Source organism: Ruegeria sp. CF4, assembly GCF_056537345.1.
Map to the genome: position 1 here is coordinate 16,719 of NZ_JBQFRJ010000016.1, position 22,495 is coordinate 39,213.

19 protein-coding genes are annotated in these 22,495 nt (G+C 58.8%); 11 read left to right on the forward strand and 8 right to left on the reverse strand.

Features of this window, described 5'->3' with window-relative positions:
* Positions 1–11 precede the first annotated feature (11 nt).
* The 10 genes from ACR0NF_RS20685 (at position 12) to ACR0NF_RS20730 (ending at position 9,514) form a co-directional block, all read left to right on the forward strand.
* The gene (locus ACR0NF_RS20685; protein WP_480778870.1) at positions 12–908 is read left to right on the forward strand and encodes an ABC transporter permease subunit; all 897 of its coding nucleotides are present in this window, start codon (positions 12–14) and stop codon (positions 906–908) included.
* A complete protein-coding gene (locus ACR0NF_RS20690) occupies positions 905–1,723 on the forward strand; it encodes an ABC transporter permease (protein ID WP_480659598.1) in 819 nt (272 codons plus the stop codon). Before ACR0NF_RS20685 ends, ACR0NF_RS20690 begins: the two co-directional genes overlap by 4 nt.
* Positions 1,720–3,060, forward strand: coding sequence for a glutamine synthetase family protein (locus ACR0NF_RS20695; protein ID WP_480778871.1), 1,341 nt, complete (start codon positions 1,720–1,722; stop codon positions 3,058–3,060). The genes ACR0NF_RS20690 and ACR0NF_RS20695 overlap by 4 nt, the downstream gene beginning before the upstream one ends.
* A 166-nt stretch (positions 3,061–3,226) precedes the next feature.
* On the forward strand, positions 3,227–3,958 hold the full coding sequence (locus ACR0NF_RS20700) for a type 1 glutamine amidotransferase (protein ID WP_480472037.1): 732 nt from the start codon (positions 3,227–3,229) through the stop codon (positions 3,956–3,958).
* Between the two features lie 176 nt (positions 3,959–4,134).
* Positions 4,135–4,686 carry a TetR/AcrR family transcriptional regulator gene (locus ACR0NF_RS20705; RefSeq protein WP_480472038.1) on the forward strand — a complete coding sequence of 184 codons (552 nt, stop codon included), beginning with the start codon at positions 4,135–4,137 and terminating at the stop codon, positions 4,684–4,686.
* Positions 4,687–4,718: 32 nt separating this feature from the next.
* Complete coding sequence (locus ACR0NF_RS20710) at positions 4,719–5,822, forward strand: mandelate racemase/muconate lactonizing enzyme family protein (RefSeq protein WP_480472039.1); 1,104 nt, start codon at positions 4,719–4,721, stop codon at positions 5,820–5,822.
* A 10-nt stretch (positions 5,823–5,832) separates the two neighbouring features.
* The gene (locus ACR0NF_RS20715) at positions 5,833–6,927 is read left to right on the forward strand and encodes an alcohol dehydrogenase family protein (protein WP_480472040.1); all 1,095 of its coding nucleotides are present in this window, start codon (positions 5,833–5,835) and stop codon (positions 6,925–6,927) included.
* On the forward strand, positions 6,924–8,048 hold the full coding sequence (locus ACR0NF_RS20720; RefSeq protein WP_480778872.1) for a mandelate racemase/muconate lactonizing enzyme family protein: 1,125 nt from the start codon (positions 6,924–6,926) through the stop codon (positions 8,046–8,048). Before ACR0NF_RS20715 ends, ACR0NF_RS20720 begins: the two co-directional genes overlap by 4 nt.
* A 3-nt stretch (positions 8,049–8,051) precedes the next feature.
* Positions 8,052–8,783, forward strand: a complete 732-nt coding sequence (locus ACR0NF_RS20725; RefSeq protein ID WP_480472042.1) for an SDR family NAD(P)-dependent oxidoreductase — start codon at positions 8,052–8,054, stop codon at positions 8,781–8,783.
* Positions 8,780–9,514: an SDR family NAD(P)-dependent oxidoreductase gene (locus tag ACR0NF_RS20730; RefSeq protein ID WP_480472043.1), complete on the forward strand. Its 735-nt coding sequence runs from the start codon at positions 8,780–8,782 to the stop codon at positions 9,512–9,514. Before ACR0NF_RS20725 ends, ACR0NF_RS20730 begins: the two co-directional genes overlap by 4 nt.
* 10 nt (positions 9,515–9,524) lie before the next feature.
* On the opposite strand, the gene ACR0NF_RS20735 is transcribed toward ACR0NF_RS20730, so the two are convergent.
* From ACR0NF_RS20735 to ACR0NF_RS20750, 4 genes are read right to left on the reverse strand one after another with little or no spacing between them, the layout of a single operon-like run.
* A complete protein-coding gene (locus tag ACR0NF_RS20735) occupies positions 9,525–10,763 on the reverse strand; it encodes an NAD(P)/FAD-dependent oxidoreductase (protein ID WP_480778873.1) in 1,239 nt (412 codons plus the stop codon).
* Positions 10,764–10,774: 11 nt separating this feature from the next.
* Entirely contained in the window at positions 10,775–11,788 is a 1,014-nt protein-coding gene (locus ACR0NF_RS20740) for an Ldh family oxidoreductase (RefSeq protein ID WP_480472045.1), read from the reverse strand.
* 59 nt (positions 11,789–11,847) lie between these two features.
* Complete coding sequence (locus ACR0NF_RS20745; RefSeq protein WP_480472046.1) at positions 11,848–13,368, reverse strand: trimethylamine methyltransferase family protein; 1,521 nt, start codon at positions 13,366–13,368, stop codon at positions 11,848–11,850.
* A 15-nt stretch (positions 13,369–13,383) separates the two neighbouring features.
* A complete protein-coding gene (locus tag ACR0NF_RS20750) occupies positions 13,384–15,837 on the reverse strand; it encodes a GcvT family protein (protein ID WP_480472047.1) in 2,454 nt (817 codons plus the stop codon).
* Between the two features lie 263 nt (positions 15,838–16,100).
* On the opposite strand from ACR0NF_RS20750, the gene ACR0NF_RS20755 reads away from it, so the two are divergent.
* Complete coding sequence (locus ACR0NF_RS20755; protein ID WP_480668142.1) at positions 16,101–16,985, forward strand: LysR substrate-binding domain-containing protein; 885 nt, start codon at positions 16,101–16,103, stop codon at positions 16,983–16,985.
* A gap of 25 nt (positions 16,986–17,010) precedes the next feature.
* Here the strand turns inward: ACR0NF_RS20755 and pbfA are convergent, their stop codons facing one another.
* From pbfA to ACR0NF_RS20775, 4 genes are all read right to left on the reverse strand, one after another.
* The gene (pbfA, locus tag ACR0NF_RS20760; protein WP_480668143.1) at positions 17,011–18,366 is read right to left on the reverse strand and encodes a (R)-1-hydroxy-2-aminoethylphosphonate ammonia-lyase; all 1,356 of its coding nucleotides are present in this window, start codon (positions 18,364–18,366) and stop codon (positions 17,011–17,013) included.
* A gap of 98 nt (positions 18,367–18,464) precedes the next feature.
* The gene (phnY, locus tag ACR0NF_RS20765; protein ID WP_480668144.1) at positions 18,465–19,907 is read right to left on the reverse strand and encodes a phosphonoacetaldehyde dehydrogenase; all 1,443 of its coding nucleotides are present in this window, start codon (positions 19,905–19,907) and stop codon (positions 18,465–18,467) included.
* 17 nt (positions 19,908–19,924) lie between these two features.
* Entirely contained in the window at positions 19,925–21,172 is a 1,248-nt protein-coding gene (phnA, locus tag ACR0NF_RS20770) for a phosphonoacetate hydrolase (protein ID WP_480472051.1), read from the reverse strand.
* A gap of 22 nt (positions 21,173–21,194) precedes the next feature.
* Positions 21,195–22,382, reverse strand: coding sequence for a 2-aminoethylphosphonate--pyruvate transaminase (locus ACR0NF_RS20775; protein ID WP_480778874.1), 1,188 nt, complete (start codon positions 22,380–22,382; stop codon positions 21,195–21,197).
* Between the last annotated feature and the right edge of the window lie 113 nt (positions 22,383–22,495).

Below are 22,495 nucleotides of genomic sequence, written 5' to 3' on the forward strand. Positions count from 1 at the left end.
GGGGACGAGACATGAACTATAGGCGTTTGTTCCTGATTTCAGTGCCCTACGTATGGCTGTTGGTGCTGTTCCTGATCCCGTTCGGGATCGTTCTCAAAATCTCCCTGTCCGATATCGCGCTCGCGATACCCCCATACACACCGACTCTGGATTTGGCGGGCGGCTGGAGCGCGATAAAAGAGTTCTTCTCGGAACTGGATTTCGAGAACTTTGTGTTCCTGACCACAGACGATCTTTACTGGAAAAGCTACCTGTCCAGCCTTCGGATCGCGGCAATATCGACCTTCCTGTGCCTGTTGATAGGCTTTCCGATTGCCTATGCGATGGCCAACGCCCCAGACGAATGGCGCCCGACCCTGATGATGCTGGTGATCCTGCCGTTCTGGACCAGCTTTCTGATCCGCGTTTATGCCTGGATGGGAATCCTGAGTCAGGAAGGGCTGCTGAATCAATTTCTGATGTGGCTGGGTATGATCGGTGAACCGCTGACGATCCTGAACACCAATTGGGCGGTCTATATCGGTATCGTCTACACCTACTGCCCGTTCATGATCCTACCAATCTATTCAACGCTGGAAAAGCTGGATGGTTCACTGCTTGAAGCCGGAGAAGACCTTGGCTGCTCGCGCACATCAGCGTTTTGGCTGATCACGGTTCCCTTATCAAAATCCGGCATCATCGCGGGATGCTTCCTCGTGTTCATCCCGGCTCTGGGTGAGTTTGTCATCCCATCGCTTCTGGGTGGATCCGGAACCCTGATGATCGGTAAGGTTCTGTTCGAAGAGTTCTTCTCGAACCGCGACTGGCCAGTGGCAAGCGCTGTGGCTGTGGTCTTGTTGCTGATCCTGATCATCCCGATCATCCTCTATCAGCGCAACGAGCAAAAGATGATGGAGTCCGAGCAATGAGACGTTTGACATGGTTCAATGCGACCTCGCTTACGCTTGGGTTTGCATTTCTGTACCTGCCGATGATCATCCTGATCATCTACAGCTTCAATGAATCGCGGCTTGTCACCGTCTGGGGCGGGTTTTCGACCAAATGGTACGGAGAGGTCTTCAGAAACGAGGCGTTCCTTGATGCAGCCATCGTGACGCTGAAGGTTGCGCTCGCGTCCTCTATCGCAGCGACTGTACTGGGTACGATGGCAGCCTACGTACTGGTGCGCGGAGGGCGGTTTTTTGGACGCACCCTGTTTTCGGGCATGATCTATGCGCCGCTTGTGATGCCCGAGGTGATCACCGGGCTGTCACTGCTGCTGCTCTTCATCTCGATCGGGCTGGATCGCGGCATCCTGACGATCGTTCTGGCGCATACCACATTTTCGATGTGTTACGTGTCTGTCGTTGTCAGCTCGCGCCTGGTCAGCTTTGACCGATCCGTGGAAGAGGCGGCGCTCGATCTGGGCTGTACCCCCTTCGATGCGTTCAGATCGGTGACGCTGCCGATCATTGCCCCGGCGGTCATTTCTGGCTGGCTGCTTGCCTTGACCTTGTCGCTGGACGATCTGGTGATCGCTTCGTTCGTGGCTGGCCCGTCGTCGACCACATTGCCGATCAAGATCTTCAGCTCGGTCCGTCTGGGCGTGAGCCCCGAGATAAACGCGCTGTCGACAATTCTGATTTGCTTGGTCACCGTCGGCACGATCACTGCATCTCTTCTGAACAAACAAGCGGTCAGAAAGCGCCAGAAAGAAGAACAAATGGCGGAGCAAGCAGCATGAGTTTTGCCAAAGAATATGCAGATCATTGTCAAACTCATGGCACCCCCGACAGGATCGAATTGCTGTTATGCGACATCAATGCGGTCCTGAGAGGGAAATGGTTGCCCGGCGATGACGTGGGAAAACTGGAGAAAGGGGCCGTTCGTCTACCCCTTTCGACTTACGCACCCGCGATCATGGGCAATGAAGTCGAAAATACCGGTCTTGGCATTGAGGTCGGCGACCCCGACGGCCTTCTGACACCTGTCAAAGGCACTCTGCGTCCAGCCCCATGGCTTAACGGAAACGTGGCTCAGGTCCTGGTGGAAATGACCGATATGAAGGGAAACATCAGCCCGCATTCCCCGCGCGAGATTCTCCGCTCGGTCTGGAACCGATTTGATGAAAAAGGTTGGCGCCCGGTCGTTGCAACCGAGTTGGAGTTCTACGTCCTGCGCGCCCGCAATGAACGGTTCGAGGCACCTACCCCACCCGCTTTCAGCCCTGACGCCCAGAATTACGACATGGAACTTCTGGCGCGGCGCGAAGCGATCCTGAACGATATCCTGTCTGCCAGCGCAGCTCAGGGCTTGGCCACCGACACCCTGATCGCAGAATATGGCCCCGGCCAATTCGAGATCAACTTTCACCATACAGACGACGTATTGGAAGCAGCCGAAACCGCGATCCTGTTCCGCCGTTTGGTACGCGGTGTTGTCGCCAGCCACGGGTTCGAGGCCACCTTTATGGCCAAGCCCTATCTGGATTACCCCGGTAATGGGATGCATGTGCATGCGTCGGTCGTGGACAAGGGCGGCAACAACATCTTCACGCCGGGCGACGGGGAACAAATTTCGCAGACCCTGCGCAACGCTGTGGCAGGTGTGGTGGACAGCATGCGCGACCTGCAGGCCATCTTTGCGCCTCATGGCAATTCCTATCGCCGGTTCCGCCCCAACAGCTTCGCCCCGGCGGCACCTGACTGGGGTCTGGACAACCGGGCTGCCTCGGTCCGCCTACCCGAAACCAACGGCCCGAGCGCGCGTCTGGAGCATCGGATCAGCGGCGCGGACACAAACCCCTACCTCGCTATGGCCGCCATTCTGGGTGGCATGATGCATGGTCTTGAGAATGCGCCTGCCTTGCAGCGCCCACTGGATGACCCCGAATGCGTGCCGGCCAATCCGCTGGATCATGACTGGCTATCCGCAGTTGCACGTTTCGAGGCCTCATCAATTGCGCAGGACATATTTGGCGATTATCGCAATCTCTACGCGACCGTGAAACGGAATGAGATCGCTGCCATTCAGGATCCCATCACACCCGCAGAATATACCTATTACCTCAGCCGGTTGTAACCACGCGACTGTTTGCAGAGATGCGATGCAGCGCAGATATTGAACGCGGCCCCCAAGCCCCAGATGTAATGATTCTACCCTTTCGAAAATTTGAACCGGAACACTTTCAACCTGCGATGTTCACGCTGATCTATGCATGGTATGGGCTGCCGGTCAGGAGAGTATGATGAGCGATCACAGAATTCGCATTGGTATCCTTGAAACCGGCCGACCGCCCGAAACGCTGGCCCCGGTACATGGCGACTATCCCGGCATGGTGCAGCAATGGCTTGGCGATGTGGATGCCGAATTCATTTCTTATGCCGTTCTGGACGAGGAATTTCCTGCCAGCCCGGCAGAGGCCGATCTCTGGGTGATCACCGGATCAAAGTTCGGCGCCTATGAGGATCACGCCTGGATCCCGCCGCTGGAAGAGTTCATTCGCAATACGCGCGACGCTGGCAGGTTGATGTTCGGCATTTGCTTCGGCCACCAGATCATCGCGCAGGCCCTGGGTGGAGTGGTACGCAAATCCAACAAAGGTTGGGGCCTTGGTGTGCATGAGTATCCAACCACTGCCGACTGGCCGACCGAACTGGGCGAGGCACCCAATAAGATTGCCATCCAAGCCTATCATCAGGATCAGGTCGAAGAGAAACCCGAAGGTGCGGTGACCATCGCATCAACCGAATTCTGCGAGAACGGCGCGCTGTGGTATCCCGGCTTTGCCGTGACTGTGCAGGGCCATCCGGAATTCGCAAAAGCTTACGCCAGCGATCTGCTGGAGACCCGGCGCGGCACTGTTCTCACGGATGAAGAAGCCGATAAGGGTCAACGCAATATGGCGATTGAAGACAACCGCTCGATGCTGGCCGGTGTGGTGCGTGATTATCTGTTGAAGCAAAAAACACCAGCCTGACGATACAAGTCTGAAATGCCAAGCGGCGATCTTGCGTACCTTCTGGATGACCAACTGCATCGCGCTGCCGAGCCCAGAAAACCTGCCGTGTTGAAGCGGTTCTCTTGTCGGTCGCGTAGAGGTCCGTGTCGTAATTCTTCAAGTCAAAGGTAGAACGATCACTCTACCATGATCTCATGAACGACACACAGCATCAGATCGCGGAAAACCTGGACCGACAGTTCTCTGAGATGGGCTTTGCGACGCAAGGTGTAGAAGCGCTGCGCGAAGGTGCAAACGTTTCGCTGCGGACGCTTTACAAATACTTCCCCAGCCGCGAGGCGATGGTCATAGGCGCGCTGAAGCACAGGGACGCGACCTATTCTGATTGGATCGGTCAGGACGATGCAACTGGTGCAGAACATGTGCTGCATGTCCTCGTTCGACTGTCGGATTGGCTGCATGAGATTTCAAACACCGGCTGCCTGTTTCGCAACGCACTGGCGGCCTATCCCGAAAGCCAGGCGATCCGGATGGCAGTCGAAACGCACAAGGCGCATGTCCGCGACATGTTCCGCGCACGGCTGTCACGAGTCGCACCAGATTGCGATATCGAGGCCCTGTCCGAAGCTCTGTTTATTCTGCACGAAGGGCTGACTGAAGGCGCCCGGTTGCTTGGCGTCGAACCCGCAACCATTGCCACGATACGCTGCGCTCGTGCGCTGCTGACTTCTGCCGATATTAGATAGACCGGCACCCGGACAAGGACAAAGGAACCGACGTGAAGATCAAGGAAATCCACATCTACGCACATGATCTGCCGGTGAAGAACGGTCCATACACCATGGCCAATGCCGAGGTCTGGGCTCTGGACACTACGCTGGTCAAACTGGTGGCTGAGGATGGAACCTCTGGCTGGGGTGAGACCTGTCCAGTAGGTCCCACCTATGCCGAGGCGCATGCGGGTGGGGCCCGCGCCGCTCTGACAGAGATGGCCAGAGGTTTGATCGGAGCCGACCTTTGGCCGGTTGCGCTGCATCACCGGATGAACGGGCTGCTGAATGGGCACAACTATGCCAAAGCGGCCATCGACATTGCCGCCCATGACCTGATCGGCAAAAGACTGGACGTCAATGTTGCCGACCTGCTGGGTGGGGCGCAGACAGATCGGGTACCATCCTACTACGCTACGGGTGTAGGCGCGCCAGACGATATCGCAGGTCTCGCCAAAGAGAAGCTGGCCGAGGGTTATCCCCGCCTGCAGATCAAGGTCGGCGGACGCCCCGTCGAGATCGATATCGAAACCATCCGCAAAGTCTGGGAAGTCATCGGCGGAACCGGTATGCGCCTTGCCGTGGATGGCAACCGGGGCTGGACCACCCGCGACGCCCTGCGCGTCAGCCGGGAATGCCCCGACATCCCGTTCATCATGGAACAACCCTGCAACACCTATCAGGACCTGCAGAAAATCCGCCCGCAAGTCACCCATGGCATCTATATGGATGAAAACAGCGTTGACCTGAACACTGTGATCTCTGCCGCCGGAACAGGGCTGGTCGACGGGTTTGGCATGAAGGTGACACGCATAGGTGGCCTGCAACATATGCGAACGTTCCGGGATATCTGCGAAGCCCGCAACCTGCCACATACCTGCGATGACAGCTGGGGCGGCGACATCATCGCGGCTGCCTGCACTCAGATTGCAGCAACTGTTCGCCCCACCCTGATGGAAGGCGCATGGCTCGCCGCACCTTATATCGAAGGCAACTATGATCCCGAAAACGGCATCTCCATTGTAGGCGGCCATATTCAGTGCCCGACTGGACCGGGCCTGGGCATCATCCCGGATGAGACCAAATTCGGCACGCCAGTCGCTTCGTTCTAAGGAGAGCTTCATGATCCCCGAAACCATGCACGCCGTCCTGTTGACCGGTCATGGCGGTATCGAGATGCTAGACTACCGGTCCGACATACCCGTCCCGCAACCCGGTCTCGGTGAGGTCCTGATCCGGGTCGCAGCAGCGGGTGTGAACAATACAGACATCAACACCCGGATCGGCTGGTACTCCAAGGCGGTGACCGAGGATACAAACACAGGCGGGGCCTCGGGCTTTGACACGGTTGATGATAGCGACGCCAGTTGGTCCGGCACGCCCCTGACCTTTCCCCGCATCCAAGGCGCGGATGTCTGCGGCTATGTCGCCGCGATTGGAGAAGGCGTAGATCCCACCCGCATCGGTGAGCGCGTGATCGTGCGGAACATGCTGCGAACCTACGTAGATTACCGTCCATACGAGTGCTGGACCCTCGGCAGCGAATGCGACGGCGGCTTTGCCCAGTTCTGCGTGGCACCTGCGCAGGAAACCCATGCGGTGAACTGTGACTGGGACGATGTGGAACTGGCCGCAATCCCCTGCGCCTATTCCACCGCCGAAGGAATGCTGCATCGTGCAGGTGTTGAGGCAGAAACTGTTCTGATCACCGGCGCTTCGGGCGGTGTGGGTTCGGCTGCCGTGCAATTGGCAAAGCGACGCGGCGTACAGATAGTTGCGCTGTGCTCGGCTGCGAAGGCTGAAGCGGTGCGGGCGCTGGGGGCTGATCGTATCCTGGATCGCAATGCCGATCTGGTGGCGGAATTGGGTGAAGGATCAATTGACGTCGTCATCGATCTGGTGGCCGGTCCGCAATGGCCCAGCCTGCTGGATGTTTTGCGCCGAAGTGGGCGCTATGCCACGGCCGGAGCTATTGCAGGTCCCATCTGCGAGATCGACGTGCGCACGCTTTATCTAAAAGATCTCACGCTCTTTGGCTGTACCTTTCAGGAAGACATCGTGTTCGAAAACCTCGTGAAATACATCGAAGCCGGAGAAATTCGCCCCGTCGTTGCCAAGACCTATCCGCTGCGCAACATCGCTGAGGCTCAGGAAGATTTTCTGGCCAAGAAGCACACTGGGCAACTGGTGCTGATCCCGCCGCAGGTGACGTCATGAAGATAAAAACGATCGAGCTTTTTGAACTGCACCTGCCCTATACGGGCGGCTCGTACGAGCTGTCCGGCGGGCGCATCTATACTGGGTTTGATAGTGTTATCGTCTGCATCACAGCGGATGACGGCACCGAGGGTTGGGGCGAGTCCACCCCCTTTGGCCCCAACTACATCGCTGCACATGCGCGCGGCGCCCGCGCCGGTATCGAAGAAATCGTGCCCTACCTGATCGGACGCGATCCGCGCGATGTGGACCGGATCAACGACGCGATGGACGAGGCCCTGCTGGGGCACAATCACGCGAAATCGGCGATCGATCTGGCCTGCTGGGATCTGTTCGGAAAATCGGTCGGCTTGCCGGTCTATAAGGTGCTGGGTGGTGCGACAGGAAATCGGTTGCCCGTGATTAGCTCAATCTATGCGGGCACGCCCGAAGATATGCGCACCCGTGTCGCCGAGCATCGGGCGATGGGTTATATGGGCCATTCGGTCAAAGTGGGCGCGCTGGATTCTGAAGGGGGGCCCGCACTAGATGCGGAACGTATTGCGGCCGCGCTGGCAGATCGCCAGCCGGGTGAATATTTCATCTTAGATGCGAATGGTGGCCTGATCCCTGAAACAGCCTTGCGGATGTTACGTGCACTTCCGAACGGGCTGGATTTTGTGCTGGAGGCCCCCTGTGCCACATGGCGCGAGACCGTGTCTTTGCGCCAGCGCTGCAATGTTCCGATCATTCTGGACGAGCTGGCGCAGGACGACGGCGATATTGCCAAGCTGGTCGCGCTGGACGTGGCCGATGGCATCGGGCTGAAAATCTCAAAGGCGGGAGGCCTGACCCCCGCGCGCCGCCAGCGTGATATCTGCCGCGCAGCTGGGTTGACGATCAGCGTACAGGACACCGTGGGATCGACGCTCTCTGCCGCATCAATCTTCCACATGGGTGCGACCGTCCCTGAACGCCTGTTACGCTGCGTGCTGGACCCGCGTGATATGGTGACGATCCAGACCGGAGCTTTCAACGCCCCTATCCAAAACGGCGGTGTCCTGCCGCCCGATTTGCCGGGCCTCGGCGTGACGATGCACCGGGACCTGCTGGGACAAGCCGCTGCAAGCTGGGAGGAGTAAGACGTGTTTCAGGGTAAGAAAGCGCTGGTCACTGGTGCGGCCGGTGGCATTGGGCAAGCCATCGTCAAACAGCTGCGCGCACAGGGTGCGCAGGTGGCAGTCGCTGATCGGTGCACCGACGGCATTGAAGCGGATGCCCATCTGCCCGGCGATCTGCTCGAACCAACCTATTGCGACCAACTGGCCGCCAAGGCACGTCAGGCTTTGGGTGGGCTGGATATCGTCATAAACAATGCCGGTGTGATCACGCGGGGGCCCGTCACCGAGACCTCGGATGCGGATTGGGCGCTGTCCATGGGCGTGAATGTCGAAGCTCCGTTCCGGGTCTGCCGCGCCGCCATCCCATTGATGGCTGAGACGGGCGGCGGGGCCATCGTCAACACTGCATCGTGCTGGGGTGGCAAGGCTCCGGGGCCGAACCATGCGCTCTATTGCATGACCAAGGCAGCGATTGCCTCGCTGACCGAATGCATGGGGATGGACCACGCGCATCAGGGTATTCGCATCAACGCCGTCTGCCCGAATGAGGTGAACACACCAATGCTGCGCTCGGGCTTCGCCAAACGTGGGTTCGACCCCGACGAGGCGGTGACTGAGCTGGGCAAGACCGTTCCTTTGGGACGGATTGCCGAACCTGAGGACATCGCGGATGTTGTTCTGTTCCTCGCTTCAGATGCGGCGCGCTATATGTGCGGCACGCTGGTCGAGGTCAATGGCGGGAAGCCGGTTGCATGAGGCGCTTTGACGGCAAGGTAGCTCTGGTCACAGGTGGCCGCTCCGGGATCGGGCAAGCCATCGCGGTTCGGTTGGCCGAGGAAGGTGCGCGCGTGATTACGGCGCAACGCGGCAACGATGACAGGTTCGAGGGGATCGCAGCCGACTTCACCGACCCCAACTCTCCCGGTCAGGTGGTGGTAGAGGTGATCGCTCGCACAGGGCAATTGGATGTTCTGATCAACAACGCGGGGATGATGCAAGAGGCCTGCGTCGAGGATATGAGCCTGGAAGACTGGCAGAGAACCTTGACCGTCAACCTGACTACACCATTCCTGATGATCCGGGCTGCCCTGCCCCATCTGCGGAAGACGCGGGGCAGCATTGTCAATACCGGGTCCATCGAAGGGCTAGGCAGCAATCCCGGCCACGCGGCTTATTGCGCCTCGAAAGCAGGGTTGCACGGGCTAACGCGCGCCGTTGCCATCGATCATGGGCATGAGGGCATCCGATGCAATGCCATCGCCCCGGGATGGATCGATACCGATCTGAATCTCGACTTTATCGACTCCATGCCCGACCCAAAGGCATTTCGCCGCGACATCGGAAAAATCCATCCGGTTGCCCGGACCGGAAAACCCGAAGAGGTCGCTGCGCTGGCTGCGTTCCTCGCAGCAGATGAAAGCGGGTTTATTACCGGCCAAATCTACACGGTCGACGGTGGACGGATGGCAAAGCTGAGCCTGCCCTGAGAACTGGGCCTTAGAACCTGTCGGGGCTAAACGCCTGAAGGTCGATCCCCGGCCTCCGACCCGCGATCTCATCCGCAACCAGACGCCCGGTTGTTGCACCCAGGGTCAGCCCCAACTGGCCATGTCCGGTGGCGAAGGTGACGTTCGCCAACCGTCCGCTGCGCCCGATAATGGGTCGTGTATCCGGAGTGAACGGGCGACGACCCATGCGACGTTCGGCATTTTCGACCCTAAGGTCCGGAAGCACGCGTTTCGCGCGCTTGACCAGAATGTCTGCGCGGTTCCAATTTGGTTTCGCTGTCAGCTCGGCAAATTCGATGGTTCCGGCCACTGCCAGCGCATCCTCATAAGGCGTAATACCGAAACCGCCCTTGGCGTAAAAAACTGTGTGCGCCAGATCGCAGCCAGTATCGTGCAGCGCGGTGGAATAGCCGATAACGCCTTCCAGCTGGATCGAAACGCCCAATTGCTGCGCTAGGTAACGCGAATGCGTGCCCGCCGCGAGGACAAACTCATCCGCTTGCACGGCTTGGCCATCGCGAAGTTTTACGGCTTTAACCGTTCGGCCCTCGCGCTGAAAAGTCTCTGCCGCGCCATGTGCAACCGTGCCGCCGCGGCTGACAAAGGCCCGATGCAGCGCTTCGACCAGCTTCTTGGGGTCGGTCACGAAACTCCAGTCACGCAGCAGGGCAGCGTATTTGAAATCAGGAGCGATGGCGGGATCAATGTCATGAGCCTCGCGGCCAGAAACCTCATCTATCGTGCACCCCAACTCTCGTGCCAGATCGAAAGCTGCTGCCATGGTTGCGCGATCGGTATCATCGTCAAACAGCTTGATCACCGGTCGCTCAACCAGAAGTTCTGGCTGACCGATATCTGCCAGCTGAGCCTTGAAATCATCGGTGGCGGCAAAGGTCAGGCGCGCCAAATCTGCCGCGATGGCCCGCATCTTGGCGGGGCGCGCATTGGCAGCGAAACGAGCAAACCATGGCAGCAGACGAAGAGTTGAAGCCGGACGCAGGGCCAATGGCCCCTCCGGATGCAGCAACCAACCGGGGACTTTCATCAGCATGCCCGGTTGGGACAAAGGCACAACTTCACCAACAGCGATGCACCCGCACGAGGCCCAACTGGCCCCTTCACCGACCGGCCCGGGTTCAACAACCGTGACCGCATGCCCCTGCGATTGCAGCGCCAAGGCACAGGAAATGCCCACGACGCCACCGCCGATTACCACCACGCCCGTCATTTCGTAACCCTTTACCGCAGCGCATCCAGTTGAGATAGCAATTCGGTGCTGACGCGAACGCCCTCGGCTTCTGATGCAGCACGGTTCTTCAACCGTCCATCGCCGGGCACTCGGGCCGCGCCGTTGCCTTCGATCTCGGCGCAGATACGCTTGACGTAGTCGTCAAACGCTGCGTTCCCGAACCGTTTCGGGTCAATGGCAATCAAGGTGGATCCGCCCTTGATATTCAGCGCTCCGTGCGCTTCGCGATCTGCGTTATCGACCGACAGAGTGCCCCCTGCCAAGGCTGCTCCCATAACCTCGATCAAGAAGGCAATCGCGGCCCCTTTATGCTCGCCAAATGGCAACAGGCTACGGGTTTCGAGGATGGCGTTCGGATCGGTGCTGGGTTGGCCTTCGGGGTCGAGCCCGGCTGCATGCGGCAGGTCGTGCCCTTCGGCCGCGGCCATGCGGATATCCATCAATGCCACCATCGAAGACGCCTGATCCCAGACAATCGGCGCCGCGCCTTCGCGCGGACAGGCAAACGACATCGGGTTGGTACCGAAGACCGGGCGCACACCACCCTGCGGCACCACCATCGACAGAGAGTTCACGACGCCCAGCGCAACCAACCCGGCCTCAGCCAGCGGTTCGGTATCAAAGCGCAAACCGGCAAGGTGATGGCTGTTGGCACAAGTAAACGCTGCGATGCCGTTCTCGCGGGCCATTCCGATCAGCTCGTCCAGTGCCAACGCCGCAGCAATCTGGTAATAGCCGTTATCTGCATCTCCGCGCAGCACACCGGGTGCGATGCGTTCGACTTTGGGATTGGCGGCGGGGTTGGCATAGCCCGAGGTGAAGCTTTGTACATAGACCGGCAGCATGCGCAAACCATGGCTGCGCGGTCCATCACGCTCGGATTTGGTGACGATCTCAGAGATCAGCTCACTGCCCCCATCGTCCATCCCGGCAGCCACAAGGACGGATTTGGCAAACTCCCGCACCTCTTGAAGTGAGAGCGTTTTCGTCGAGATTTCGGTCATTCGCTGAATCCTGTCCTTGTGTGGCTGAAAGAGGCACCGATGTGCCTCTTGTTATCGCGTCACGCGCTGTATTCCGCACGTTTTTTGGCGACAAACTCGTCCAGCGCCCCGCGTCGATCGTCGGGCATCGGAGGCTGAACATAGTTTCTCAGCATACGCTCTGCTTCTTCCGTGCCGACAATCTCAGCCGTTTTCGAACCCTCAGCTTCCCACTGTTCAAAACTATCGTTGTTTTGCAGGTGGTTCATATGCATCGGATTTTCGCGCGTGTGGTCGGTTCCCAAAAAGTGCCCGCCGGGTCCGATCTGATCAATATCGCCTAGAAGCGCATCCAGATTCTCATCTTGCAAGCCGCTAAAGAAGCGGTGGAAGTTTTCCAGCTGCAGCGCGTCCTGCACCCATTTGGAATAACTTACGCCCAGCGCGCCCTCAAGGAACCCCGCCGAATGGACAATATAGTTCGCGCCGCCCAGCAGCACCGGCCACATGGTGTTTGCGGTATCAAACGCGGCTTGCATGTCCGGTGACTTCGATCCGGTCCACATCGTACAAGTTCGCCACGGCACCCCGTAGAACCGTGCCATCTGCCCCACCAGTAAGTTCATCAGACCGGGTTCAGGTGAGCCCATCATCGGCGCGCCTGTCTTCATTGATACACCCATGATCGCGACACCAAGCACCATCGGAGCTCCGCGCCGTATGATCTGGCTATAAGCCATGCCCGCCAGAGATTCCGCAATCAGCAGCGCCACACCCCCCTGCGGGCTTGCAGGTGTGCTGGCACCGGCCAGAACAAAGGGCGAAAGCAGACAGGGCTGGTTGGCCGCCGCATAGACGCGCAGGCTCTGCAACATGGTCTCATCCCAGACCAGAGGCGTGTTGCAATTCAACAGGGCGGCCATCACCACGTTCTCGTCCACGAAATCCACGCCGAACACGATGCGCGCCATCTCAACTGAATCGCGTGCCGCCTGCTCAGACAGGACCGAGCCTTTGATCGGCTTGTCTGTCAGTGTGAGCGCGGCGTGAACAAGCTCCAGATGGCGTTGCGGCACTGGAACATCCTGCGGCTCCACCGGCAGAATACCGGGCACCATCATCGACTGGCTCATCTGGCTGAGCTTGAAGAAGTTATGGGCATCTTCCAGCACCGAGGGACGGCGCACGCCGTCCAGACCATAGACAAATGGTGCCCCGTAGGCGTTGGCAAACACCGAATGCTGGTTACCCACCCGCAATGAGCGATCCGGGTTGCGCGCAGCATAGCCCCATTCCGACGGAACAGCCGAGATCAGGTCCATCAACATCTCACGCCCGATACGCACGCGTTCGCCTTGCACATCGGCACCGTATTTCTTCCAGTCAGCCAAGGCGACGGGATCGCGGAACTCGATGCCGGTGGTTTCCAGGATCGTCATCGCAGCGTTGTGGATCTTCTCGACGCCTTCGGGGCCGAGCAGATCAATCGGGCCAACCTTGCGGTTCAGCGTCGACAAGTAGACCGGAGGCGGGTTGGTGCGAGCCTGAACCCGTGCCGCGCGCCCTCCGCCACGGCCTGAGCGTGCTCTTGCTTCTGCCATTTCAAATCCTCCGGATCAGGCGCGCGCACGGGCGCTGGTGGGGTCAACGGCGCAGGTGTCGATCACTTCTGCCTCGCGCATTTCATTGTGAATCAGCACCTGCATCCTGGTGCCGGGCGCCGTCATATCCTGCGGCACCAGCGCCATCGCGATGTCATGGTTGCAATAGTACGAGAACCCACCAGAAGTGACCCGCCCGATGAGCTTGCCATCGGCATAAACGCCTTCGTCGAACATCACCGAGGTGTCGCAGAACGGCAGCTTCAGCGTGACCAAGGTATTGTATCCACCCTCTTCCTGCTGTTTCTGTAGCGCCGCTTTGCCAATGAAGTCCCGTTCACAAACCTGCCCGCCAACCTTTTCGGTCATGGCCACGAACCGGCCCAATTCTGCCTCGTATGGCGTCAGATCCTTGCAGATCTCACGGTTGATCGCGCGATAGGATTTCTCAAGGCGCATCGACTCCAATGCCTCGAGGCCAAATGGCTTCACGCCCGCCTTCAGCAACAGATCAACAAGATGGCGGTTATATCCGACCGGATGGTGCAATTCCCATCCCAACTCACCGGTGTACGAGACACGCAACAGGTGCACACCCTTGGCATAACCCACCTCTCCCATCTGTGCCGAAAGCCACGGGAAAGCCTCGTTCGACAGATCGTTGTCGGTCAGGGGCTGCAGGATCTCACGTATCTTGGGTCCGGCCAGAGCGATCACGCCCAGTTGCTCCGAGATATCTTCCATGATGACCGAGCCATCTTTGGGCAACAAACGCTGCATCTGATCCCAGTTATAGGCGCGCCAATTCGGGGTAGAGATCAGATAGAAGTCATCCTCGGCATACCGCACAACGGTATACTCCGCATCCATGCCGCCTTTTTCATTCAGCATCAGCGACAGGGTCATGCGGCCCACTTTGGGCAGCTTGTTAGCCATCAAACTGTCCAACCATTTAGCGGCCCCCGGCCCGCGTACGGTGAATTTGGTCATCGGGGACATTTCGATGAACCCAGCCTCTTCGCGCGTGCGGCGCACCTCTTCCTGCACCAGTTCCATATGGTTGGTGCGTCGGAAGCTGTGTTCAGGGATTGCCTCTTCGGGCGATTTGGCAAACCAGCGCGGGAATTCGTAGCCATTGAAACTGGTCCAGACCGCGCCCTGAGCAGTCAGAAGATCATAGCTGCCCACGGTCTTCATCGGACGCGCATTAGGAAAATCCTCACCCGGTACGTGCGCATCCATGTGCGTGCCCCAGGTCTCGCGCACCTTGTCCATGGTCCATCGTTTCGACGCGTAGTCCGAGAACCGGCGCGGATCGAGTTCCGACATGTCCATACCTGGATCGCCATCGACGATCCACTTGGCAAGACGGTTGCCGACAGTGCCGCCCCACAGGATGCCGCCGGGCATGCCTTCGGCCAGCCACAGGTTCTCGTGCCCCGGTGCGGGACCAGCCAGAGGCAGCTCGTCCGGGGTCATCTGGAACGGACCACGGGTGTTGGCCTTGATTCCGACCTCTCCCAAAGTGGGTACGCGTTCAATGGCGCGCTCCCACTGAGTTTCCACCGCATCGAAATCTTCGGGCAACAGGTCGGCCCCGAACTCAGGCGGCACGCGGTCTTCGGCAAACAGTTTGAGGTCTTTGGTGAACTCATAGGGGCCGAACTGGATGCCGCCCACATCTTCGCGCAGATAAGCGCCATAGTCCTCATCCCGCAGGATCGGGAATTCGGGCAGACCCTGCGCCCGGCGCTCCTTCAGAAGCGGCACAGTCTCGGTCGTCCAGTACTGATGGACAATCGGGATACAGGGCAGATCCAGCCCCACGCGGCGCGCATTTTCGCGGGCGTAATTCCCGGTCGCAAAGATCAGATGCTCACACGTGATCTCGCCCTGATTGGTGGTCACTTTCCAATGACCATTCTCAAGCTTCTCATAAGCCTGAGCCTCGGTATTCTGGTAGACAGTCGCCCCCGCATCACGCGCCAGCTTGGCCAGCGCCATAGTGATATCGGCTGGGTTCACATAGCCGTCCTCGGTGTGCAAAATTCCGCCCCGGATATCCGGGCTCTGGTTCAGCAGCGGATGCACCTCGGCAATCTCTTCCGGGGTCAGCAGCTTGCAGGGCACCCCAGCGGCTTCGGCAATCGAGATATAGGACTGAAACTCATCCCAGCGCTTCTCGGTATTGGCCACTCGCAGCTGGCCAACCTTCCGCAGCCCGACCGAGCTGCCCATCTTCTCTTCTACCTCGGTATAGATGCGGATGGTTTCCATCGTCATCTTCGACACGTTGTGCGAGCGCACGAAAGTCACAAGCAAACCGGCCGCGTGCCATGTCGAACCAGAGGTCAGCGTAGTTCGCTCCAGCATAACCGCGTCCGAGCATCCATGCTCGGTCAGCCCATAGAGGATCGAGGCCCCGACGCACCCGCCTCCGACAACCACCACTTTGGCATGTGATTTCATTTTGTTTTCCTTCAAAAGCTCTTTGGCAACGCCGGTGTCACCATAGGTTTCGTTTCTGCACAGGAATCGTCAGGCATAGCTCCACAACGCCCTTCGTGAATCGGCCTTATTCTGGTTGGTCCTGCGATCTGCGCAATTGCAAAAAATCTCACCTTGGATTACTTGAAATAACTCTAAACTACACTCTGTGCTTGTAATACAAGCAACCGCAGCAGACGTTATACGAGGTGAAATTGCCCAAACGACCTTACGATATGCCTCCGATGACGTCTTTGGTCAGTTTTGAAGCTGCCGCGCGCTACGTCAGCTTCAAAGCCGCAGCAAAAGAGTTGAACGTGACCCCTGCGGCCGTGAGCCATCAGATCAAAAGCCTCGAACAGGAGCTGCGCTGCGATCTTTTCCATCGCTTTCACCGTGGTGTCGAACTATCGGAAAGCGGGGCTTACTTGCTGGTGGCTTTGCAACGCGGTTTCGAGGGTATCAATGAGGCCGTTGGGCAACTGCGGGCACATCACGGGCGGTCATCGGTTACGATACGTTCAACCACAGCTGTCAGCTCGCTATGGCTGACACCCCGTCTGGCGCAGTTCTGGAAAAGCCATCCGCATATTTCGGTGGCCCAGATCGTCAGCGATCAGGACATCAGCCCATCCGATTGCGACCTGAGCATCCACTACGGTCACATGGATCAGGATTCCGGCCTTTGCCGTGCCCTGTTTCACGACCAGATCATGGCCCTTGGCAGCCCGCGTTTTGCCGAGCAACATCAGCTTGGGTCTCCTGCGGACGTCGCGGATATCCCCCTGATCTATCTTGAAGCGGCTGACAGTGGCTGGACGGATTGGCAGGAATGGCTACGCGCGCTCGGGCACACGGCGAAACTGAAGGCCGCGCACCGCGTCAACAACTATGTCATCGCACTGCAGGCCGCGCAGGATGACATGGGGGCAGTGTTGGGTTGGGAAGGCCTTACGTCCGAGCTGATCGCATCGGGCAAGCTGGTCAAACTCATACCCGAGACGGTTTCGTCCCCATTGGATTTCTATGTCGTTCTGCACAATCAGGCCTCGGATCGCGCCAAAGTGCTATTTGACTGGCTCTCTGAGGCCGACAAGCCAAACGCGCACCGACCGGCACAGCTGCGCTAACGACAAAACGTGCGACCCCACAACGTCAGGTCTGATCCCGAATTGCGGTGATGACGATATCCAGAGCATGATCCAGATCGTCCCGCCCAATGGTCAATGGCGGGGATAGAGTCAGCACGCAGCCCTGGCTGATCTTAAAACTGACCCCAGCGTTCAGGCAGGCATAGTAGATACGCTCGGCGCAGGCATTGTCGGCTTCGCGGGTGGCACGGTTTTTGACAATCTCGATCCCGAACATAAGGCCGCGCCCGCGGATATCTCCTGCGATCTCAACCTGCGCCAATTCGCTTTCAAGCCGGTCCATCGCGTGGGCACCTAAATCGGCGGCGCGATCGACAAGCCCTTCTTCCTCAATGATCTGGATCGTAGTCAGAGCAGCGCGGGCAGTGACCGGGTTCTTCTCATGCGTATAGTGCCCAATAGCAAAATCTCCGCACACATCGAGATCGCGGCGGGCGACACAGGCAGCGATGGGCAGGATGCCTCCGCCCAGTGCTTTACCAAGGGTCACGATGTCGGGCACGATGTCGTCATGCTCAAAGGCAAACATTTTGCCTGTTTTGCCCAGACCCGTGGGAATTTCATCCATGATCAGCAGCGCGCCGTGTTTGTTGCACGCCTCGCGCACCGCTTGCCAGAAGCCCGCCGGGGGGACATAGGGCACTGCCCGCATCGGTTCCGCGATAACGGCGGCAATATCGCCTTCGCGCTCAAGGACGTATTCGACCATCTTGGCGCAGGCCAGACCGCAGGTTTCGGGACCCGCATGGTTATAAGGGCAGCGATAGCAGGCAAAAGGCGCGACATGTTCGGCCCCAGGAATCAAAGGCCCCGCGATATGACTGCGGAAGGTCGCCTCACCTCCCACCGACGCCGCACCGAAACCGGCCCCGTGAAATGCATCCCAGAAGCTGACTGTCTTAAACCGGCCAGTCGCGGCGCGCGCAATTTTCAGAGCCACTTCATTGGCATCCGAACCACCGGTGGTGAATAGCGTCTTTCCAAGGTCACCGGGCGCGATTTCAGCCAGTTTTTCGGCCAGCTCCACCGCCGGATCATTGGTGAACCGGCGCGGTGCAAATGGCAGGTCATCCAGCTGCGTCTTGATCGCTTCGACCAGGCGCGGGTGGCCATAGCCGATGTGATGGACCGAGTTGCCGTGAAAATCCATATACCGGCGGCCATCCAGATCCTCGATCCAAATGCCCTCGGCCTTGGCGATCGTGCTCACACAGGGACTGGACAAGCTTTGATGCAGGAACACATCCGCGTCGCGTTTCAGCAAAGGCGCAGATCGTGGCCCGATTGAGGACTTCTGCCACGATTTACGCGCACCCGAAGTGTTGGACTCTCCTTCGGTGTGGGTAATTCTGACAGACATATCATCCTCGATTTTGATTTGATCCGCAGAGATCGACAGCGCGAAGCCCCATGACGGGCCTCGCGCCGTAGTGAGAGGTACAGACTTCCTCTATGTCCTTACCTTGGCCACGGCATCGAATACGTCTTCACATTAGTGAAAAACTTCATCGCCTCGATAACACCTTCTTTGACGCCGTTCCCGGAGTCTTTGATGCCGCCGAAGGGGGACATTTCGATGCGGTATCCGGGTTGTTCCCAGATGTTGCAGGTGCCCACGTTCAGCCCGTTGATAAAGGCAATTGCGCGGTTCAGGTCGTTGGTGCAAACACCTGAAGACAGGCCGAACTCGGTGGAGTTCGAGATCGCCATGACTTCCTCATCATTGTCCGGCACGCGAACGATGGGGATGATGGGGCCGAAAGTTTCCTCCATCACCAGCTCACTGTCATGGGGCACCTTGTCGACCACGATGGGGGGCAGCAGCGCGCCTTGACGGCCGGGGTGATAGAGGATTTCTGCCCCCTCTTTCTCGGCCATGTAAACACGGTTCTCAAAGAGCTCTGCCGCCTTATCGTGGATGACGCAGCCCAGTTCGGTCTCGGGGTCTTGTGGATCGCCGTACTTGATCTTCTTCGCCTTCTCCAACACCAGCGGCACGAACTTGTCAGCCACGCTCTCCTGCACCAGAATGCGCTTGATCGCAGTGCAGCGCTGACCCGAGTTGCCGGTGGCACCGGCCACCGCAATGGTCGCAGCCTTGTCCAGATCGGCATCGTTGAGGTCGTTCAGAACGATCAGCGGGTCGTTGCCGCCCAGCTCCAGCGCCTGACGTTTGTAAACCGCCTTGGCCGCGATCATCTTGCCCACTGGCACGCCGCCGGTGAAGGTGATGATGTCGATATTTTCATTGACGATCATCTCTTCACCAATGTCCTGCGGCCAGCCAGTGACCACCTGGAACATCTCGGGCGGCAGGCCCGCTTCATAGAGGATATCCGCAAGCGTCAGCGCCGTCAGCGGCGTCAACTCGGTCGGTTTGCACACCATGCAGTTGTTCGACGCAATCGACGGCGCGATCTTGTGGCTGACCATGTTCAGCGGGTGATTGAACGGCGTGATCGCGCTGATCGCGCCCACAGGTTCCCGCGTGGTGAAGATTTTGCGATCCTTGCCATTGTGGGTCAGGTCGCACGAGAAGATCTCGCCATCATCCTTCAGCGCCTCGGCAGCGGCGAACTGATAGACATCCTGCGCACGTTTGGTCTCGTAGATCGCGTGCTGGTGGCAGATGCCCAGCTCCAGCACCAGCCATTTGGCCAGATACTCACGGCGCTCACCGATCAGCTCTCCGGCCCGTTGCAGGATCTGGCTGCGCTCGTACCGGGTCAGCTTGGATTTGTAGTTTGCCGCGATCTCGAACGCGCGGCGGGCGTGCTCGGCCTTGCCCGCGGGGACATGGCCGATCACCTCATTGGTGTAGGGATAGAGAACTGGCACGGTCTCGTCAGTAAAGACGATCTCGCCGCCGATGCGCATCCCTTCGTTTCTGATCTCAGTCATTGCCTGATCTTTCATAGTTACTGCGCCGCCGCCGTGGTGGCATAGAAGAATGCATCGAAGTTGCGCAGTTCCTCGGGTTGGCCCGGCAGGTCAATCACGCGGTTGACGATGAAGGGCACTTCCTGCTCGGTCAAGCCGCCATGGCTGCGCAGCGGCTCTTTCAGCGCGGCCAGATCGTGGCGGTCTGCCGAGGTGCCAATGGTCATGTTCTCGCCCGAGATCATCACGATATCGCCGATCCGGTCGGCGGGCAGTTCAAAGCGGCGGATCGCCTCTTCCTTGTCGATGACAAGGATAAGCTCATCCCGTGCTTCAAGTTTCGTCATGATGTCCGTGCGGTCCGCACCTTCGGGCAGATAGGCGGTGGCAAAAGCTCCAAGCGCACCGTGGTGAACCACATAAGGGTCGGTGATCGGCAGGATCACACGGGCCTGACCCTCGCCCAGCCATTCGTCCATCAGGTCCTGCGCATAGATCACATTGGGCTCGCCCGCTGCGTTATGCTTGGGCTTCATGCCGTGGTCTGCAGTGACGACAATGGCCGCACCCAGCTCATCCAACTGCGCGAGGTATTTGTCGAACATGGCGTAAAAGTCCAAAGCGCCCTGCTGTTCGGGGGCGAACTTGTGCTGGATGTAGTCGGTGGTCGACAGGTACATGATGTCAGGCTTGAACTCTTTCAGCAGCTTCACGCCCGCGGCGAATACAAATTCCGACAGCTCTGCCGAATAGACCTCGGGGACATCCATGCCCAGCCACGCGCTGGCATTATCGATGCCGTGTTCCGCCTTTGTGGTCTCACCCGAGCGCTCCGAGGAAAACGCCACCGCGCGGTCTTCGTCAAACTTGAGGCCCGCACCCAGCAGTGCGCGTAGCTTGTCCTTGGCGGTGACCATGGCAACGCGATAACCCGCCTCGTAGAACTGCGAGAAGATGGTCGGTGCGCGCAGGAAACGCACATCGTTCATCATCACCTCTTCGCCGCTATCGGGATCGATCAGGTAGTTGCCGCAGATGCCATGCACGATCGGTGGACGACCGGTGGCGATGGACAGGTTGTTTGGGTTGGTGAAGCTGGGGATCACCGAATGCGCCAGTCGGTCGGTGCCAGTCTCGCGGATGCGCTTGAGCGTCGGCATCAGGCCCTTGGCGATGGCCACTTCCAGATATTCCGGCTCACAGCCGTCCAGACAGATGGCGATGGCCGGAACTTTTGGCGCGGGATAGACGCGCTCATTCGCGGTCACAGGGGTATGGATGGTCATTTGAGGAGTGTCCTTTGTCTTTTCAGGCGGCCAGTTTGGCGCGTTCTTCCAGTGCCCGTGCCGGAGGCGCCGCGCTCGCGACCCCCATCTCGGCCAGGCTGTCCTTGGCGGCGGCCACAACCTGCCGCATCACATGTTCATCCATCTGCCCGATGCAGCCGACGCGGAAACTGTCCACAACCGTCAGCTTGCCGGGATAGATGATAAAGCCTTTGTCCTTCATCAGCTCATAAAACCGGTCAAAGACGAAGTTCTCGTCCGCGGGGCAGAAGAACGTCACGATGATCGGGCTCAGCCAGCGGTTCTGCAGCAATGTCTCGAAGCCCAATTCGCGCATGCCCGCGACCATTACATCGCGGTTGTCGGCATAGCGTGCGCCACGGCCTGCAACACCGCCTTCGGCCTCATGCGCGCGCAGCGCTTCAAGGAAGGCCGCAACCACATGGGTCGGCGGCGTGAACCGCCACTGGCCGGTCTTTTCCATATGCGCCCATTGCGCGTGCACATCCAGAGACAGCGAATGGCTGTTGCCCTTGGCCGCCTCAAGTTCATCCTTGCGGGCGATGATGAAGCCAAAGCCAGGCACGCCTTCGATACACTTATTGGCGGAAGAGACCATCGCCTCATAGCGAATCTCAGACGGCTTGAGTTCAATCGCGCCAAAGGCCGACATCGAGTCGATCAGCAGCTTGCGCCCTGCCCCGTAGACGGCTTCCGAAATTTCCTCGACCGGGTTCAGAATACCCGATGAGGTCTCGCAATGGATCGCAACTACATGGGTGATCGCAGGATCCTGGGCCAGAATCTCGGCCACTTCCGACCCGCGCGGCGGCAGGTAATCGCCCTTGTCCAGCACCACATGATCGCGTCCCAGATAGGCCAGCGTATGCGCCGAACGCTGACCATAAGCCCCGTTCGCCAGTACCAGCGCCTTGCCATCCCGCGGAATGAACGCCGCCAACATCGCCTCAACCGCAAAGCTGCCCGAGCCTTGCATCGGAACGCAGTCAAACTCTTCAGCACCCTCACCCAGCAACGCCAGCAACCGGCTGCGCATCTCGCGCGTCATCGCGCGGAAATCTTCGTCCCAGCTGCCCCAGTCCTGCAGCATCGCCTGTTTCACCGGATAAGATGTCGTCAAAGGCCCCGGCGTCAGAAGATAAGCTTCACCCAAACGGGGTGCTTCAATCTTCCGGTCACTTCTGTTCATCCTTCACCTCCGATACCGCGTTGTGATCAACCCTTTGCAATCCGGAGGCCCATATGTAAAATCGATAATATCAATCTTATCATAGGATTTATTTATAGACGTCGAGCGGCCGC

Bases quoted from the DNA above. Each gene is read 5' to 3' on its own strand.
- ACR0NF_RS20755 (WP_480668142.1), top strand. From the start codon at position 16,101: ATGACGTCTTTGGTCAGTTTTGAAGCTGCCGCGCGCTACGTCAGCTTC.
- ACR0NF_RS20720 (WP_480778872.1), top strand. From the start codon at position 6,924: ATGAAGATAAAAACGATCGAGCTTTTTGAACTGCACCTGCCCTATACG.
- pbfA (WP_480668143.1), bottom strand. From the start codon at position 18,366: ATGTCTGTCAGAATTACCCACACCGAAGGAGAGTCCAACACTTCGGGT.
- ACR0NF_RS20690 (WP_480659598.1), top strand. From the start codon at position 905: ATGAGACGTTTGACATGGTTCAATGCGACCTCGCTTACGCTTGGGTTT.
- ACR0NF_RS20750 (WP_480472047.1), bottom strand. From the start codon at position 15,837: ATGAAATCACATGCCAAAGTGGTGGTTGTCGGAGGCGGGTGCGTCGGG.
- ACR0NF_RS20700 (WP_480472037.1), top strand. From the start codon at position 3,227: ATGAGCGATCACAGAATTCGCATTGGTATCCTTGAAACCGGCCGACCG.
- ACR0NF_RS20745 (WP_480472046.1), bottom strand. From the start codon at position 13,368: ATGGCAGAAGCAAGAGCACGCTCAGGCCGTGGCGGAGGGCGCGCGGCA.
- phnY (WP_480668144.1), bottom strand. From the start codon at position 19,907: ATGACTGAGATCAGAAACGAAGGGATGCGCATCGGCGGCGAGATCGTC.
- ACR0NF_RS20735 (WP_480778873.1), bottom strand. From the start codon at position 10,763: ATGACGGGCGTGGTGGTAATCGGCGGTGGCGTCGTGGGCATTTCCTGT.
- ACR0NF_RS20730 (WP_480472043.1), top strand. From the start codon at position 8,780: ATGAGGCGCTTTGACGGCAAGGTAGCTCTGGTCACAGGTGGCCGCTCC.
- ACR0NF_RS20775 (WP_480778874.1), bottom strand. From the start codon at position 22,382: ATGAACAGAAGTGACCGGAAGATTGAAGCACCCCGTTTGGGTGAAGCT.
- phnA (WP_480472051.1), bottom strand. From the start codon at position 21,172: ATGACCATCCATACCCCTGTGACCGCGAATGAGCGCGTCTATCCCGCG.
- ACR0NF_RS20705 (WP_480472038.1), top strand. From the start codon at position 4,135: ATGAACGACACACAGCATCAGATCGCGGAAAACCTGGACCGACAGTTC.
- ACR0NF_RS20695 (WP_480778871.1), top strand. From the start codon at position 1,720: ATGAGTTTTGCCAAAGAATATGCAGATCATTGTCAAACTCATGGCACC.
- ACR0NF_RS20715 (WP_480472040.1), top strand. From the start codon at position 5,833: ATGATCCCCGAAACCATGCACGCCGTCCTGTTGACCGGTCATGGCGGT.
- ACR0NF_RS20685 (WP_480778870.1), top strand. From the start codon at position 12: ATGAACTATAGGCGTTTGTTCCTGATTTCAGTGCCCTACGTATGGCTG.
- ACR0NF_RS20740 (WP_480472045.1), bottom strand. From the start codon at position 11,788: ATGACCGAAATCTCGACGAAAACGCTCTCACTTCAAGAGGTGCGGGAG.